Genomic DNA, 13,629 nt, shown 5'->3' with positions numbered 1-13,629 from the left:
TGCAGCTATCCGCCGACCAGCGCGTCCGTCAGCGGGTCAATACCGGAAAGCCTCGCCGCCAGTTCGGCGCTCAGGCCATAGCGCGCCGCGATCGCCGCGGGCGAATAGTAGGTGACGTTCGTCCGGCTGCCGTCCGCCCAGATCAGGACCTTGAGCGGAAGGTCGAGGGCGGCGAGCGGCGCCGCGTCCATCACCGGCGTGCCCGCGGCCGGATTGCCGAAGAGCACCAGCGTGGTCTCCCGCAGCTTCAGCCCGGCCTCGCGCGCCTCCGCGCTCTGATCGATCACCGCGAAGACCCGCATGCCCTTCGCGGCTAGCATCCCGGTCAGCCGGGAGACGGTGTCGGCGACCGTTCGCGGGCTTACCTTGGTGACGACCTGCGTCTCCGTCCACTCGGTCATGGCTGGTTCCCCTCCTCGTCAGCACAACCGCGCGCATGTCTTCGTTCCCCGCGGGCGCCAGCGCTACTCGAAGTACGCGATAGACCGGAACTCGATGCTGTGCCGTGGCACGGTCGCCCGCGCCGTCGTGTCGTGGAACGCGCTGTGCGGCACCCGCCAGGCCCGCGACTGGTCGCTGTCGTTGAGCGTGAAGAACAGGATCTCGTCGCGGTTCATGTCGGGGAAGTACCACCACTGGTGGCCGGGCTTGTGGTGGAACTCGAAGCCGCTCGTCCCCGGCCAGTCGGCGGGCATCTCTTTGTACAGGTCGGCGGGGATCTCGTCCACGAAGTACAGCCGGTTATCGAGTCCTTCGTCAGGCCCGACGCTGGTGTAGTCGCAGATGGCGAGCGGCCAGTCCTGCGGCGGCGGGCTGAACACCCGCCACAGGCTGGTGATCAGCGCCCGGTGGTAGCCGGGCGCGTCGGGGAACTGGGAAGCGTAGGCGCCCGCTGCCCGGTCGCGCCCGCCGTTGACAGAGAAGTCGTCGTGCACAAGCGCCGCCTGCGGCTGCGACGCGTTCTCGCCGGGCGCGGCGGAGCGGCGCAGCGTCCAGCCGAGCGTCGCCACCCGGTCCGCCCCGGTGTAGGACCGCACGAAATCGGCGACCTCGCCGGGATAGAGCCGGCTCACCTCGTCCCTGTCGGTGAAGTCGGTGACTGCCGAGCGATGACCGAGGAGCACGAACCCGTTCCGGTCAATCGTGAAGTGGCTGCTGACGGGACGGCCGTCGTGGATCGGCATCTCGTACGGCAGGTAGCTCCCCGTGTTGACGCTCGCGCCAGGCGCGGTGAACCGGCGGAGCACCGTGGACGCGGGGTCCAGGTAGCAGAGTTCTCCCGTGACAGTGCGGATGGTGGTGCTGCTCATCGCCGTCTCCTGCTGCTGTGGCCGCTGCGTGTTCCAGTGAAGAGCCCGGCCGGCCAGATGTCCATGCCCGCCGCCGCAAGCGCCGGACGGGCACAAGCAGCACTGCGCAGAACCCGAGTCAGGCGACAACCGCGACGGGGTAGCGTCGGGTTGAACGTCAACGGCCAGAGCGAGAGAACGGTGGGTTCAGTGACCGATCGGCAGGCTGTCATCTCGGTTCGCGGCGAGGCCCAGCTGGAGGCTGAGCCGGAGATCGCGGTCGTCAGCGTCACGGTCCAGGCGCGCGACCGCGACCGCCGGACGGTGCTCGACCGCCTCGTCGCGCGGAACAAGCAGGTACTCGACCTGGCCGCCGGGTACGGCGACGCGGTGGAGAAGACGGAGAGCGGCCCGGCGAGCGCCTACCCCGAGCTGAAGAAGGGTGATTCCGAACGGGTGTCGCGTTACTCAGGCCAGGCAAGCGTCCGCCTGACGCTGCGGGACTTCACCGTGCTCGGCGAGCTCGTGTCCCGGCTTGCGACGCTCGAGCTGGCCAGTGTGGCGGGCCCGTGGTGGTCGCTGCGTCCGGACAGCCCGGTGTACCGCCAGGTGCGGATCGCCGCGGCGCAGGACGCGACGCTGCGGGGACGTGAGTACGCGGAGGCATTCGGCGGCCGGCTCGGCGAGCTCATCGAGGCGGCGGACACCGGCCTGCTCAGCAGCCAGGCAAGCGCGCCACGGCCCGGCCCGCCCCATGCCTACGCCATGCGAGCTGCCGCGAGCATGCCCGCACAGGAGGAGCCGAGTCTTGATCTCGAGCCGGTCAGGCAGACGGTGAGCGCACAGGTCGAGGCCAGGTTCGCCATGATCCCGCCAGGACCGTCCGCCTAATCCCGCTGGCTGTGGCGGATCCTGCCCGGCAGGCGGTTCGCACGTTAAGGCGGCCAGCTTGTCCATGCGGGCTAGCCGCCACATCATGTGCAGGCAGCGCAGCAGCTTCTCCATCTCCTGCTCCGCCGCGTCGGCGTCCCCGGCGCGCAGGTGCGCGAGCAGCCGCCGGTTCGAATTGCTGATGATGCCGTCCGCGAGAGGCCCCGCCGCGGACGCCAGGTCAGCAACGATGTTTGCGCCCAGCCGCAGCACCCCGGCTACGCCTGGGTCGGGAGCAGACTCGGCCAGCAGGCGGAAGATCTCCGCGTCCCCGGCGGCCGCCGCCCCCCGCACCTCCGGTTGCCGGCAGGCGATGCGGGTCGCCGTCGCGATCGCCGGTATCAGGTCCTCGTACATGTAACGCCTCCCCGCGAGAAGATCACCTTGCTGGCGAGTCTGCCGGAGCGGTATTGAGGCGCGCTTGAGTCAACCGACCCTATTCACCACGGCCGTCGGTGCGTCGGGTCGTGCCTGGCCGATCGGACGCCGGGATGGGATGCTGTCTGCGGGGCCGAACCCGCCCGCACACGGCCGGCGGCGGACGCGAGGAGGCGGCGATGCCGATTCCCCGGATGGTCGCGCGATTGAACAAGGTCGGGCTGAACAGGGTCACCGGGCACATTGCCCCGTGGATGCCCGGCCTCGGTGTCGTCGTGCACCGCGGCAGGCGCTCCGGGCGCGTGTACCGGACTCCGGTCAACGTTTTCGCCGCCGGCGACGGCTATGTGATCGCGCTCACGTATGGCCCGGACACCGACTGGGTGAAGAACGTCATTGCCGCGGGCGGCTGCGAGTTGCGCACCCGCGGGCGCGTCGTCACGATGACCGCACCCCGCCTGTTCCGCGACGAGACTAGGCACGACATCCGCCCGCTCGAACGGCAGGTGCTGCGCGTCATCGGCGTCGCCGACTTCCTGTCCCTCACCACCGAGCCCGCGGCGCCCGCAGCCGGCCAGCCCTGAGCGATCCGCGTCTATGCGACCGTCCCCTAGATGATCGTTTTGGCGCTAATCTCTGGAGAGCATGGCGTAAGTGCTGGGGAGGACGGTACCGCGGTGACAGAGGGGGAATCGCCGGATTCGTTGGGGCCTGGCGAGGTTTTCAGGCTGCGCACCGAAGTGCCGCACGTGGCCAGGGTCTACGACTACTGGCTGAACGGCAAGGACAATTTCACCGCCTTCCGGGTCGCGGCGGAGGAGACGATCGCGGCCTTTCCCGGCATCCGGCTGTCCGCGCAGGCCAACCGGGCATTCCTGCGCCGCACCGTCAGGTACCTGGCCGCCGAGGAGGGCATTCGCCGGTTCCTCGACATCGGCACCGGGCTGCCCGCGGCGGACAACACCCATGAGGTGTCCCAGGCGGTCGCGCCGGAGACCAGGGTCGTCTACGTCGACAACGACCCGCTGGTGCTTGCGCACGCCCGCGCGCTGCTGACGAGCGGGCCGCAGGGTGCCACCGCTTACCTGGACGCCGACCTCAGGGACACCGACACGATCCTCGAGCGGGCCGCGCGGACGCTGGACTTTTCCCGTCCCGTCGCCATCATGCTGCTCGCGATCCTGCACTACATCCCCGACCTCGCCGAGGCCAGCCAGATCGTGGCCAAGCTGGTCGGCGCCGTGCCGTCTGGCAGCTTCTTTGTCGTCTCTTACGCTGGCACCGACCTGCTGCCCGCGGACGTCCTGGCATTCGAGAAAAGCCTCAACGCCCATCTCGCCGCGCGGGAGCACCACGTCGCGCGCAGGCATGACGCGGTGCTCGGCCATGTGGGGCGCAGTAGCCAAAAAGCCCTGACCCCACCCACCCGGGCCTACTCACTCACAGGTGGTGGGCTTGGGAGTGGGCGGAAGTGCCGGTCTCAGGGGAACCACCCATCATCTTCAGCATCATGCCGCCCCCGGTGCGCACGAACCTGAGGATCAGCACCAAGGCGAGCACCAGGAACACGATGTTCAGCCAGGTCGTGTAGTCCCAGGAGACCCCCATGTCGGGCACCTTGGCGCTGGCCCGGTCGGGAATCAGGCCCAGGCCGCCGAAGACGATCTCGATCACGTACCCGGCCGCGGCCATCGCCGCGTAGAAGGTGCCGAGCAGGAACAGCGCCATCCGCCTGCCGTAGTACTTGCGGTAGATGTTCAGGATCGGCGCGATGATCAGGTCGGCGAAGATGAACGCGGCCACGCCGCCGAAGCTGATCCCGCCGTGCCACAGCACCACGGCGAGCGGCACGTTGCCGATCGAGCAGACGAACGAGATGATCGCGACGACGGGCCCGATCAACGGCCCCCACAGCTTGGCGGCCAGCGGATGCCCGGCGAAGAAGAACGACTGCCAGAACGAGTCGGGCACCCACGCGGCGATCGCCCCCGCGACGAACAGCCCGATCACCAGGTCCCTGAGGATCGCCGCCCACTCCATCACGAACACATGGCTGACCGAGGTGAACCCCTCGCCCGAGAACAGCCGTCTGGTGAACGAGCCCTCCCGCGTGACGGACATGTCCATCGCGGCGTGCCCCTCCATCGAGCCCGCCAGGCCCCGGTCCGCTTGCGAGCGCGCCTCCCGCAGCAGTCGCTCACGCAGGAAGAGGCGGAACAGCACCGCGAGGAACACGATCATCAGCGCGCCGCCGCTGAACTCGGCCAGCGTGAACTGCCAGCCCATCAGCAGTGCGAGTATCACGCCGAGTTCGATCACCAGGTTGGTCGATGCGATCTCGAACGCCATCGCCGCGGTGAAGTCCGCGCCCCTGCGGAACAGCGCGCGGCCAAGCGCCACCGCCGCGTACGAGCAGGACGACGACGCCGCGCCGAGTCCGGACGCGATCGCCAGCGTCCGCGGCCGCGCGTCGCCGAGCAACCGGACCACCGTGGACCTGCGCACTAGCGCCTGGATCACCGCGGACAGCGTAAACCCGAGGATCAGCGCCCAGGTGATCTGCCAGGTCATCGACCCCGTGATGGACAGGGCATGGAGGATCGCATCCATCGCCTTCCCTCCGTCCTTCCCATGTGGTTCCCAGACTCGCCCAAACCATATACCCCCTGGGGGTATTAAGGTGCGAGAGGCGGGCGATCCGCGACCTGGGGCGGCGTTGACGGGAGCGAGGGGAGCGACGGACGGCCACGACGCAGTCCGGGCTGGTCGCGAGTCGCGACCAGCCCGGACCGATTGGTTGCGGTCTGTCAGGTGAAGCCGACGTCCAGGATGAAATGGCCGAGCCGCAGGTTAAGCGCCCCGCCGCCGGCCCAGTGCACGATGAACGCCAGGAGGATGATGACCAGGATCACGATCACCAGCCAGAAGAAGAACACGACAATGCCGGGAATTGCGTACCCGGCGACCGATCTCGCTCTTGCCACGGGCGTCAGCTACCCGCATTTGTCATGACTATTCCGCAATGCGAGGTAGTTCCGGGCCGGCGGGCAACGAAGAGTCGAAGATGGGGAAGTCACCCCATGCGGCCGGGTTCGCCCGGCCGGCATCCTCGGAACCAGACGGGCGGCAAGCTGCGGCCCGGTGGGACGAGGAGCGCGGTGCGCATGAAAGGCAAGGCAGTCATCAGCCTGGCGACAGGCCTTGAGGACGCGGAGAAGGTAACGGTGGCATTCCTGGTGGCGGTCGGGGCGGCCGAGCAGGGACGCCCGACGCTGCTGTTCCTGACCAAGGAAGCTGTCCGGCTGGCCACCGAGGGCGTGGCGGTGGGCACCGCGTGCCAGGGCTGCCCGCCGCTGGCCGATCTGGTCAGCCGGTTCGCGGACGCGGGCGGCAGCTACCTGGTCTGCCCGATCTGCTTCGATGCCAAGCAGCTCGCCAGGGAAACGGTGCTGAAGAACGCGACCCTGGGCGGCACCATCCCGCTGTGGGAGTGGATCGGCGACGAGCCGGCCACTACCTTCAGCTACTAGCGGCGAAGGCGGAACCGGTCATGACCGCCACCGCGGGTGAGACGTTCGCCAGGGCCATCGCGGCCAAGGACCAGGCGGCGCTGCGCGCCATCCTCTCCGACACCATCGACTTCCAGGCGCTGACCCCTGGCCGGGTCTGTCACGCCGAGACGGGCGCCGAGGTGGCCGTGGAGGTCATACTCGGGACCTGGTTCGCCCGCGCGCAGATGGACGAGCTGAGCGCGGTCACGGCGGGGCGGGTGGCCGGCCGTGAGCACGTCGCCTACCGGGTCCGGGTGCACGTCGGCGACGATGAGTACCTCGTCGAGCAGCAGGCCTACTACGACACGGCGGATGACGGGAGGATCAGCTGGATGCGCGTGCTGTGCTCCGGCTACCAGCCGCTCCTCCCGGCCTAGCGACCCGCAGGACTGGCCAGAGGGGGTTGCCGTGCCGGGATTCGTTCGGGCTGACCGGGACGCTGCGCTGCGGGCGGGGCACGGTCACCCTGCCCCGCCTGGGGGTGATCCGGACCCATGAATCGACCCGGAAGCTGGCCCGGCGGCTGGAGGACGGCACCGCCCGGATCCTGTCGGCGACGGTGTCGCGGACGGCGCAGCGCTGGTTCGTGTCGTTCACCGTTGAGGTTGACCGGGCGGTCCCGGCCCGCCATGCCAGGCCCGGGACCGCGGCCGGGGTGGATCTCGGGGTGAAGGCGCTGCTCACCGCAGTCGACGACACGGGCACGGTGATCACCATCCACGGCCCGAAGCCGCTGAGGGCGGGGCTGCGCCGGCTGCGGCGCGCCGCCCGCGCGCACGCCCGGAAGAAACCCGGGTCGGCGGGCCGCCGCAAGGCGGCCGCCCGGCTGGCCCGCCTGCACGCCCGGGTCGCGGACATCCGGGGCGACGCACTGCACAAGGCCACCACGATGCTCGCCGCCCGGTACGAGACGGTTGTGGCCGAGGACCTGAACGTGGCCGGGATGACTCGCAACCGCCGCCTTGCCCGGGCGGTCGCCGACCAGGGATTCGGGACCGCCCGGCGGATGCTCGCCTACAAGACCGCCTGGCGCGGCGGGACGCTCGTCACCGCTGACCGGTGGTTTCCTTCCTCGAAGACCTGCTCGGGCTGCGGCACGGTGAAAGCCAAGCTGGGCCTGGCCGAGCGTATCTACCGGTGCGATGGGTGCGGCCTGGTCATGGACCGGGACGTGAACGCGGCCCGGAATCTGCTGTCCCTCGCCGCCAGTGGGGCGGAGAGGCGAAACGCCGGGGGAGGGACGGTAAGACCGCGCCGAGCGCGGCACGACCCGCCGAACCCGGAACCCGGCCCCCGCACGGGGGCAAGACCGGGACCGCCGCCCGGCAACAGGCGGCTGCGGCATGAGCGCCCCTGAGCACTCAACCGCAACGGGTTAGTCCTGCGGCCCGCCGATGAGCCCGTGGCTGGCGGCGAAAAGGCTAGCCATCGAACGGTTGGCGGTTCCTGTCTTCGCGTAGATGTGCTCCACATGGTGGCCGGCCGTCTTGACGGAGATCACCAGCCGCGCCGCGATTTCCCTGTTGGACAGCCCGGTCGCGAGCAGCCCGAGGACCTCGACCTCGCGGCCGGTCAGCCCGGCGGGCCACGCCTTGCGGCGCGGGCTCCGGTGGCCGGCCGCGGCGAGCACGGCGGCGGCCGCGTCGCCGTCGAGGCGGCCCGCCCGCACCTCCGCCTGCAGCGCGGCTGCGGCGTCGGCTGCGGGGCACGCCGCCCGGTACGGCCGTGGCTCGGTCTTCGCCTGGTAGAAGTCGGCGGCGGCGAGCAGCCTGCCCTCGGTCGTCAGGGCGGCCCCGGACAGTCCACGCGGGTAGCCGGACACGTCGAGGCGCTCGTGATGCTGCGCCGCGATGGCAGCGAGCGGCGCGAGCGAGGGAGAGGAGGCGAGTGTCCGTTCGGTGAGGTAGGGGTGCATGCGCACCCGCTCGGACTCGGCGCGGCTCAGCGGGCTCTTCTTGTCCCAGATCAGGTTGGGCACGCCGAGCCGTCCGAGGTCGTGCACGAGTCCGGCCCTGCGCACTGTCTTCGCCGCCGGCTCACCGAGACCGGCGATGGTGGCGGCCTCGCCTGCCAGCTCCGCGACACCCCGCGAATGCCCGATCGTATAGGGCGACTTCACGTCGGCGAAGTCGGCGATGGCCTCGAGTGCCGCGCCGAACTCGGCGTCGCCCAGCCTGATGGCCAGCGCGGGCTCGGCCGCGATCACGTCATCCCAGCTGCTGTCCTCGGCGAGCCCGTCGAAGAGGGTCGGCGCCGCCGCGGCGAACAGGTCCGCGAGCTCGGGATCGAACTGCGTGCCGCGCCTGTCCCGCGCCACGCTCACCGCGGCATCGGTTCCCGCGGCCCGGTGGTAGACCTCGACGACATCGGCGAGCGCGATCAGCCGGGCGGTCACCAGGATCTGCGGGCCGTGCACTCCCTTCGGTGAGCCCCGCCCGTCCCACCGCTCGAAGGTCTGCTCGACGCAGTCCCTGATCCGCTGGGCGAGGCCGAGCCGGGCGGCGAGCGCGTCGGCGGCCATCCAGTGGTTGGTCAGCATCGTCTCCGCGGCCCGGCGCCCGTCGCCGAGGAAGGCGAGCCCGAGCCGCATCCGCTCCGTGGCGGGCCGCCCCGACCCGACGTGGCGCATCATGAACAGCGCGTCGGACGCCGCTGAGGCGAAGTCGGTGTGCCGGAAGTCGGTCTTGAGCACCGTGTCGTCGCCGAACCACTTGGCCTGCTCGTAGGCGTCCACGTGGCAGCCGACCCAGGAGAGCAGGCTCCCGTAGTACACGACCCGCCGGTCGTCGTCGTCAAGCCCGAGCCGCTCCGCCAGCCGCAGCGCGATGAGGCACTGGCGCAGCATGTGCTCCATCGGCTGCCCCATGCCAAGGTCGGTGGCGAGCGAAAGCGCGGCGAGCACCTCCGCCAGCCGCACCCCCGTCGTCACCCTAAGCTCGGTCATGCCACGACTATAGAGTCGCCGCCCATACCCCTCTATGTCTCTTGGCGGGTGCTCAGGGCTTCCTGGCGATCCCGACGTGCCCGACGAGGCCCCGCGCCGTATCGATGTCCGTGGGCTCGGCGTCGAACCACTGACTCAGCGGGACAAGGCCGCGGCCGGTCATCTCCAGGCCGTCGAAGAACGGCAGGATCTCGGCCTTGCTGCGCAGCCGGATCTTGGTCGGCGACATCGCGTTGTACCGCTGGTTCAGTTCCGCGGCGGCCGCGGGCTCGATGTCGCTCGCGCCATGACCGACCACCAGGTAGCTGCCCGACGGGACCGCGTCCATGAGCCTGCGGACCACCGCGTTGGGGTCATCCGCGTCGGGAATGAAGTGCAGCACGGCGATGAGCAGGACCGCGATGGGCTGGCCGAAGTCCAGCGTCTGCGCAGCGCCCTCGACGATCGTGCGGGTGTCGCGAAGGTCCGCCTGGAGGTAGTCGGTCTTGCCGTCGCGGCTGCTGGTGAGCAGCGCCCGCGCGTGGCTGAGCACGACGGGGTCGTGGTCGACGTAGACGACGCGAGCGTCGGGGGCGGCGCGCTGCGCAACCTCATGCGTGTTGTCGGCGGTGGGCAGCCCGCTGCCGATGTCGAGGAACTGCCGGACGCCGTGGACCGTCACCAGCCGCTGCACCACGTCAACGAGGACTCGGCGCGCCCACCAGGCGACCATGGGCATGGTCGGCAGCGCCTCGATCACCCGGTCCCCGGCCTCCCGGTCGGCGGCGAAGTTGTCCTTGCCGCCAAGCCAGTAGTTCCACATCCGCGCGGTGTTCGGGACTTTCGCGTCGAATTCCACGGAACGGAAGCCTAGTTCACGCGCCGTTCCCGACGGCTCGGTGTCGTGGTTGCCGTAAGAGTCAGCCGCACCCGTTCTGTATCGATGTTCTTGATCTTGGCTAGGCTGCCTTCCTGGGCTACCGCATCGAGATCGGGATGAAGAAATGACCATCGTGCCTGCCAGCAAGCTGGACGCCGCCGATCCGCTCGCGCGGTTCCGTTCCCGGTTCGTCGCGGCCGACGATCCGGCCGTGGTCGCCTACCTGGACGGCAACTCCCTGGGGCGGCCGCTTGCGGTGACCGGGGAGCGGCTGGCGAGCTTCGTGGACGGCGCGTGGGGGCGCGGGCTCATCAGGAGCTGGGATGCGGCGTGGATGGCCGAGCCGGTGACGGTGGGGGACCGGCTCGCCGAGGTGGCCCTGGGCGCGGCGCCCGGCCAGGTGATCGTGGCCGACTCCACCACGGTGCTGCTCTACAAGCTGATCAGGGCCGGTCTCAGCGTCCGGGGAGACCGGGACGAGGTGATCATCGACCGGGGGAACTTCCCTACGGACAGGTTCGTCGTGGACGGCATCGCCGCCGAGTTCGGGCTGACGGTCCGCTACCTCAGCGCCCCGCACGCCTCGGGGGTGCGGCCGGAGGACGTCACGGCGGTACTGAGCGAGCGCACGGCCCTCGTGGTCCTCAGTCATATCGCCTACCGGTCCGGGTTCATCGCGGACATGGCGGCCACCACCCGCGCGGCGCACGACGCGGGTGCGCTGATGCTGTGGGACCTGTGCCACTCGGTCGGCGCGCTGCCCGTCGAACTCGACGCGTGCGACGTCGACCTCGCGGCCGGCTGCACCTACAAGTACCTGAACGGCGGTCCGGGGTCGCCGGCCTTCGGCTACGTATCCGCGCGTCTCCAGGAGCAGCTGCGGCAGCCCATCTGGGGCTGGATGGGGGCGAGCGACCCGTTCGCCATGGGGCCGCAGTACGAGCCGGCTGCCGGGATCCGCAAGTTCATCTCTGGCACGCCGCCGGTGCTCGCGATGCAGCCGCTCAAGGACATGCTCGAGCTGATCGCCGAGGCGGGCCTTGACGAGGTCAGGCGCAAGTCGGTCGCGCTCACCGAGCAGGCGATCGCGCTGGCCGACGAGCTGCTCGTGCCGCTCGGCGCCACCGTCGCGAGCCCGCGCGATCCTGCCGAGCGCGGCTCGCACGTCACCGTCGACCATCCGCTGTTCGCCGAGGTGACCGCGGCGCTGTGGGAGCAGGGCGTGATCCCCGACTTCCGGCCGCCGGACGGCATCCGTATCGGGCTGTCACCGCTGAGCACGAGCTTCGCCGAGCTTGAGCGCGGCGTCGAGGCGATCGCCAGGGAGCTGCGTGCCCGCACTGCCGCTTGACGCGCTGACCACCGGAGGCAAGGCTCGTTACCCGGCGCCCTGGCCGGCCGTCCAGGGGCGGAGTTTGCCCGGGTTGCGCACGGCCCAGATGTGGCTGATCTTGTCGCCCGCGACCTCGAACGCGAAGACCGTGACGGTCACGCCGTCCATCTGCGCCACCAGGCCTGGCTGGCCGTTGACGGTGCGCTCCAGGTACGTCCGGCCGGCTCCCGCGAGCTCGGCGAGCTCGGCGAGTCTCGCCAGGTAGCTGGCGACCTGTTCGGCACCCTCGATGGGCTCGAGCGCGGCGCTGACCAGGCCGCCGCCGTCGGCGGTCAGCGTGACGGCGGGGTCGAGGAGGCCGATCAAGGTCGCGATGTCCCCGGCCTCCCAGGCCCGCTTGAGCTCCCTGACCACGCCGGCCCGCCTGGCCACGGGTGCGGGGGCGGCTTGTGAATCGCGGATGCGACGCCGGGCCGAGGAGGCTAGCTGCCGGCAGGCCGCCGCGGTGCGGCCGGTGATCTCCGCCACCTCGGCGAAGGAGTAGCGGAACACGTCGTGCAGGATCAGCGCGACCCGCTCGGCCGGGGTCATCGACTCGAGCACCACGAGGAAGGCCATGCTGACCGACTCGTCGAGGGTGATCCGGTCAGCCGGGTCGGCCGCGGCGCCGCCAGGCCACTCGGCCGGCTCCGGCACCGGCTCGGGAATCCACTCGCCCACGTAGCTTTCCCGCCGGACCCGCGCCGAGCCGAGCAGGTCGAGGCAGATACGGCTGGCGACCGTGGTCAGCCAGGCGCCGGGAGAAGCGATGGCGTCCCGCTGCTCCGGCGTCATGGCATACCAGCGGGCGTACGTCTCCTGCACCGCGTCCTCGGCCTCGGCGAGGGAGCCGAGCAGCCGGTAGGTGACGTTGATCAGCTGGCGCCGCTCGCTCATGACCGCGCTAAGACCCGGGTCTGGCTCTGGTTGGCTGCTCATGGTCTCGCGCGCCTCCGTTCGTCCGCATCCGCTCTCTCATCATGCCGACGAGACAGCGGCGCGGAATGTCAGGGGACCTACCTGGCGAGCACGCTGACGCCCCGCGCGATGAGCGCGATGACCTTGACGCACTCGGTCGCGACGTACCCCGCCCCCACGGAGTTCAGCGCGCGGAACACCAGGCGGCCGATGCCGTAAGAATAGGAGGAATCAGAGTGGCCACCAGCGGAAGAGGTTGCGCATGATGCCATCGCCGGAGAGCCCAGCCGGTGCCGGGGACAACGCCGAGCATCCCGACCTGGCCGTCCCGCGCATCCTCGGTGACTTCGAGGCCCTCGCCAAGGTGATCCCCGAGTCGCGCGGCGCGCTGTGGAAGCTCGCCGAGCCTGGACGCCAGCTAGACGCCAACCTCGTCCACCTGCCGCCGGGGCAGCACGTGGTCACGCACGCCGAGCCCGACCTCGACGTACTGCTCCTCGTGGTGGCGGGCGATGGCATCCTCGGCACCACCGGGCACGCACTCCAGCTCGCGAAGGGCACGATCCTCTGGCTCCCGCACGGCTCGAGCCGCAGCCTCGCCGCCGGCGACGACGGGTTGTCCTACCTGACTGTGCACGGGCGCCGTCCCGGCATGCGGATCAAGTCACGCCACGAGGTCGTGGGCGCGGACCCGACGTAAGCGGCGGCCTTACAGCTGTGTCCTCAACAGCCGCAGACCTAACAGCCGCAGGCCGAGACCCAGCTGCTTGATCGCCGCGTGCGCGTGCGCAGCCGCCTGCGCGGGCGTGGGCGCCGGATCGATCCCGAGCAGCCGCCGCCGGTGCCGCTCGCCGAGCAGCAGCGAGAAGAGCGGCTCGGCCAGGTGCCCGGCCTCCGGGGAACGCTCGGCGCGGATGTGTTCCGCCAGCCTGGCGATGTGCCGCGCGTCGCCGTTGCTGTGCAGGATCAGGGCGAGCTCGGGGAACCGCCCGGATTCACCGATCACCAGCTGGTGCAGCGCGACAAGCTCGTCCGAGTGCACCCGGCTGACGATCCTGGCGGCGAGCGTCTCCAGCGTGTCCCTGTCGGCCGACGCGTCGAGGCTCACCGCGGCGGCGAGGTCCCGCACCATCGCCGTGAACAGGCCCGACTTGTCGCCGTAGTATGCGTAGAGGGTGCGTTTGGTCACCTGGGCCGCGGCCGCGAGCTCGTCGAGCGTGCTCGCGCCGTAGCCGGAGCGCAGGAAGACGCCGAGCGCGGCAGTCAGGATCTCGTTCTCTCGCGCGCGGCGCTCGGCGGCCGTGGGCCGCCCGCGCTTGCGCAGCGCCGGGACGACTGGCTGTCCGCCCATGAGAACCCCTTCCGCGACTCCGCTGAAGCCGACGATG

General features: G+C 70.5%; 16 protein-coding genes. 8 read left to right on the top strand and 8 right to left on the bottom strand.

Annotated elements, in window-relative coordinates; genetic code table 11:
- Positions 1-5: 5 nt before the first annotated feature.
- Complete coding sequence (locus EAS64_RS06090) at positions 6-401, bottom strand: DUF302 domain-containing protein (RefSeq protein ID WP_145851661.1); 396 nt, start codon at positions 399-401, stop codon at positions 6-8.
- Between the two features lie 63 nt (positions 402-464).
- Positions 465-1,310: a CmcJ/NvfI family oxidoreductase gene (locus EAS64_RS06085; protein WP_145851660.1), complete on the bottom strand. Its 846-nt coding sequence runs from the start codon at positions 1,308-1,310 to the stop codon at positions 465-467.
- A gap of 189 nt (positions 1,311-1,499) precedes the next feature.
- Between EAS64_RS06085 and EAS64_RS06080 the strand changes: the two genes are divergently transcribed.
- From EAS64_RS06080 to EAS64_RS06070, 3 genes are all read left to right on the top strand, one after another.
- On the top strand, positions 1,500-2,180 hold the full coding sequence (locus tag EAS64_RS06080) for an SIMPL domain-containing protein (RefSeq protein WP_222849031.1): 681 nt from the start codon (positions 1,500-1,502) through the stop codon (positions 2,178-2,180).
- A 596-nt stretch (positions 2,181-2,776) separates the two neighbouring features.
- Positions 2,777-3,181: a nitroreductase family deazaflavin-dependent oxidoreductase gene (locus EAS64_RS06075; RefSeq protein WP_145851659.1), complete on the top strand. Its 405-nt coding sequence runs from the start codon at positions 2,777-2,779 to the stop codon at positions 3,179-3,181.
- 93 nt (positions 3,182-3,274) lie between these two features.
- A complete protein-coding gene (locus EAS64_RS06070) occupies positions 3,275-4,135 on the top strand; it encodes an SAM-dependent methyltransferase (protein ID WP_246115539.1) in 861 nt (286 codons plus the stop codon).
- Here EAS64_RS06070 and EAS64_RS06065 read toward each other — a convergent pair.
- Both EAS64_RS06065 and EAS64_RS43370 read right to left on the bottom strand, forming a co-directional pair.
- A complete protein-coding gene (locus tag EAS64_RS06065) occupies positions 4,038-5,207 on the bottom strand; it encodes a permease (protein WP_145851657.1) in 1,170 nt (389 codons plus the stop codon). The genes EAS64_RS06070 and EAS64_RS06065 overlap by 98 nt on opposite strands.
- A 197-nt stretch (positions 5,208-5,404) precedes the next feature.
- Positions 5,405-5,581: a hypothetical protein gene (locus EAS64_RS43370; protein WP_187365711.1), complete on the bottom strand. Its 177-nt coding sequence runs from the start codon at positions 5,579-5,581 to the stop codon at positions 5,405-5,407.
- Positions 5,582-5,761: 180 nt separating this feature from the next.
- Here EAS64_RS43370 and EAS64_RS06060 point away from each other — a divergent pair, with 180 nt between their 5' ends.
- The 3 genes from EAS64_RS06060 to EAS64_RS06050 are packed head-to-tail and all read left to right on the top strand — an operon-like array spanning position 5,762 to position 7,505.
- Complete coding sequence (locus EAS64_RS06060; RefSeq protein WP_145851656.1) at positions 5,762-6,127, top strand: DsrE family protein; 366 nt, start codon at positions 5,762-5,764, stop codon at positions 6,125-6,127.
- Positions 6,128-6,147: 20 nt separating this feature from the next.
- Positions 6,148-6,525 (top strand): hypothetical protein, encoded by a 378-nt coding sequence (locus EAS64_RS06055; RefSeq protein WP_145851655.1) that lies wholly within the window; start codon positions 6,148-6,150, stop codon positions 6,523-6,525.
- A gap of 26 nt (positions 6,526-6,551) precedes the next feature.
- Positions 6,552-7,505, top strand: a complete 954-nt coding sequence (locus EAS64_RS06050; RefSeq protein ID WP_153227505.1) for an RNA-guided endonuclease TnpB family protein — start codon at positions 6,552-6,554, stop codon at positions 7,503-7,505.
- 18 nt (positions 7,506-7,523) lie between these two features.
- Here EAS64_RS06050 and EAS64_RS06045 read toward each other — a convergent pair whose 3' ends face one another.
- Together EAS64_RS06045 and EAS64_RS06040 are read right to left on the bottom strand one after the other, a co-directional pair.
- Positions 7,524-9,092 carry an HD domain-containing phosphohydrolase gene (locus EAS64_RS06045; RefSeq protein WP_145851653.1) on the bottom strand — a complete coding sequence of 523 codons (1,569 nt, stop codon included), beginning with the start codon at positions 9,090-9,092 and terminating at the stop codon, positions 7,524-7,526.
- A 52-nt stretch (positions 9,093-9,144) separates the two neighbouring features.
- Positions 9,145-9,930, bottom strand: coding sequence for an SAM-dependent methyltransferase (locus tag EAS64_RS06040; RefSeq protein WP_246115538.1), 786 nt, complete (start codon positions 9,928-9,930; stop codon positions 9,145-9,147).
- A 145-nt stretch (positions 9,931-10,075) separates the two neighbouring features.
- Between EAS64_RS06040 and EAS64_RS06035 the strand changes: the two genes are divergently transcribed.
- Positions 10,076-11,302: a kynureninase gene (locus EAS64_RS06035; protein ID WP_145851651.1), complete on the top strand. Its 1,227-nt coding sequence runs from the start codon at positions 10,076-10,078 to the stop codon at positions 11,300-11,302.
- A 27-nt stretch (positions 11,303-11,329) separates the two neighbouring features.
- On the opposite strand, the gene sigJ is transcribed toward EAS64_RS06035, so the two are convergent.
- Complete coding sequence (gene sigJ, locus EAS64_RS06030; protein ID WP_145851650.1) at positions 11,330-12,262, bottom strand: RNA polymerase sigma factor SigJ; 933 nt, start codon at positions 12,260-12,262, stop codon at positions 11,330-11,332.
- A gap of 241 nt (positions 12,263-12,503) precedes the next feature.
- Here sigJ and EAS64_RS06025 point away from each other — a divergent pair, with 241 nt between their 5' ends.
- A complete protein-coding gene (locus tag EAS64_RS06025) occupies positions 12,504-12,941 on the top strand; it encodes a cupin domain-containing protein (RefSeq protein WP_222849030.1) in 438 nt (145 codons plus the stop codon).
- Between the two features lie 9 nt (positions 12,942-12,950).
- Here EAS64_RS06025 and EAS64_RS06020 read toward each other — a convergent pair whose 3' ends face one another.
- Positions 12,951-13,592 (bottom strand): TetR/AcrR family transcriptional regulator, encoded by a 642-nt coding sequence (locus tag EAS64_RS06020; protein ID WP_145851649.1) that lies wholly within the window; start codon positions 13,590-13,592, stop codon positions 12,951-12,953.
- Between the last annotated feature and the right edge of the window lie 37 nt (positions 13,593-13,629).

Origin of the sequence: Trebonia kvetii (assembly GCF_007827045.1) — a bacterium.
GTDB lineage: Bacteria > Actinomycetota > Actinomycetes > Streptosporangiales > Streptosporangiaceae > Trebonia > Trebonia kvetii.
Note: the sequence above shows the minus strand (reverse complement) of the source record. Positions and strands in the feature narration are given on the sequence as shown.

Coding starts and splice junctions, on each gene's coding strand:
- EAS64_RS06090 (WP_145851661.1), bottom strand. CDS start 401: ATGACCGAGTGGACGGAGACGCAGGTCGTCACCAAGGTAAGCCCGCGA.
- EAS64_RS06085 (WP_145851660.1), bottom strand. CDS start 1,310: ATGAGCAGCACCACCATCCGCACTGTCACGGGAGAACTCTGCTACCTG.
- EAS64_RS06075 (WP_145851659.1), top strand. CDS start 2,777: ATGCCGATTCCCCGGATGGTCGCGCGATTGAACAAGGTCGGGCTGAAC.
- EAS64_RS06065 (WP_145851657.1), bottom strand. CDS start 5,207: ATGGATGCGATCCTCCATGCCCTGTCCATCACGGGGTCGATGACCTGG.
- EAS64_RS06060 (WP_145851656.1), top strand. CDS start 5,762: ATGAAAGGCAAGGCAGTCATCAGCCTGGCGACAGGCCTTGAGGACGCG.
- EAS64_RS06055 (WP_145851655.1), top strand. CDS start 6,148: ATGACCGCCACCGCGGGTGAGACGTTCGCCAGGGCCATCGCGGCCAAG.
- EAS64_RS06045 (WP_145851653.1), bottom strand. CDS start 9,092: ATGACCGAGCTTAGGGTGACGACGGGGGTGCGGCTGGCGGAGGTGCTC.
- EAS64_RS06035 (WP_145851651.1), top strand. CDS start 10,076: ATGACCATCGTGCCTGCCAGCAAGCTGGACGCCGCCGATCCGCTCGCG.
- sigJ (WP_145851650.1), bottom strand. CDS start 12,262: ATGAGCAGCCAACCAGAGCCAGACCCGGGTCTTAGCGCGGTCATGAGC.
- EAS64_RS06025 (WP_222849030.1), top strand. CDS start 12,504: ATGATGCCATCGCCGGAGAGCCCAGCCGGTGCCGGGGACAACGCCGAG.
- EAS64_RS06020 (WP_145851649.1), bottom strand. CDS start 13,592: ATGGGCGGACAGCCAGTCGTCCCGGCGCTGCGCAAGCGCGGGCGGCCC.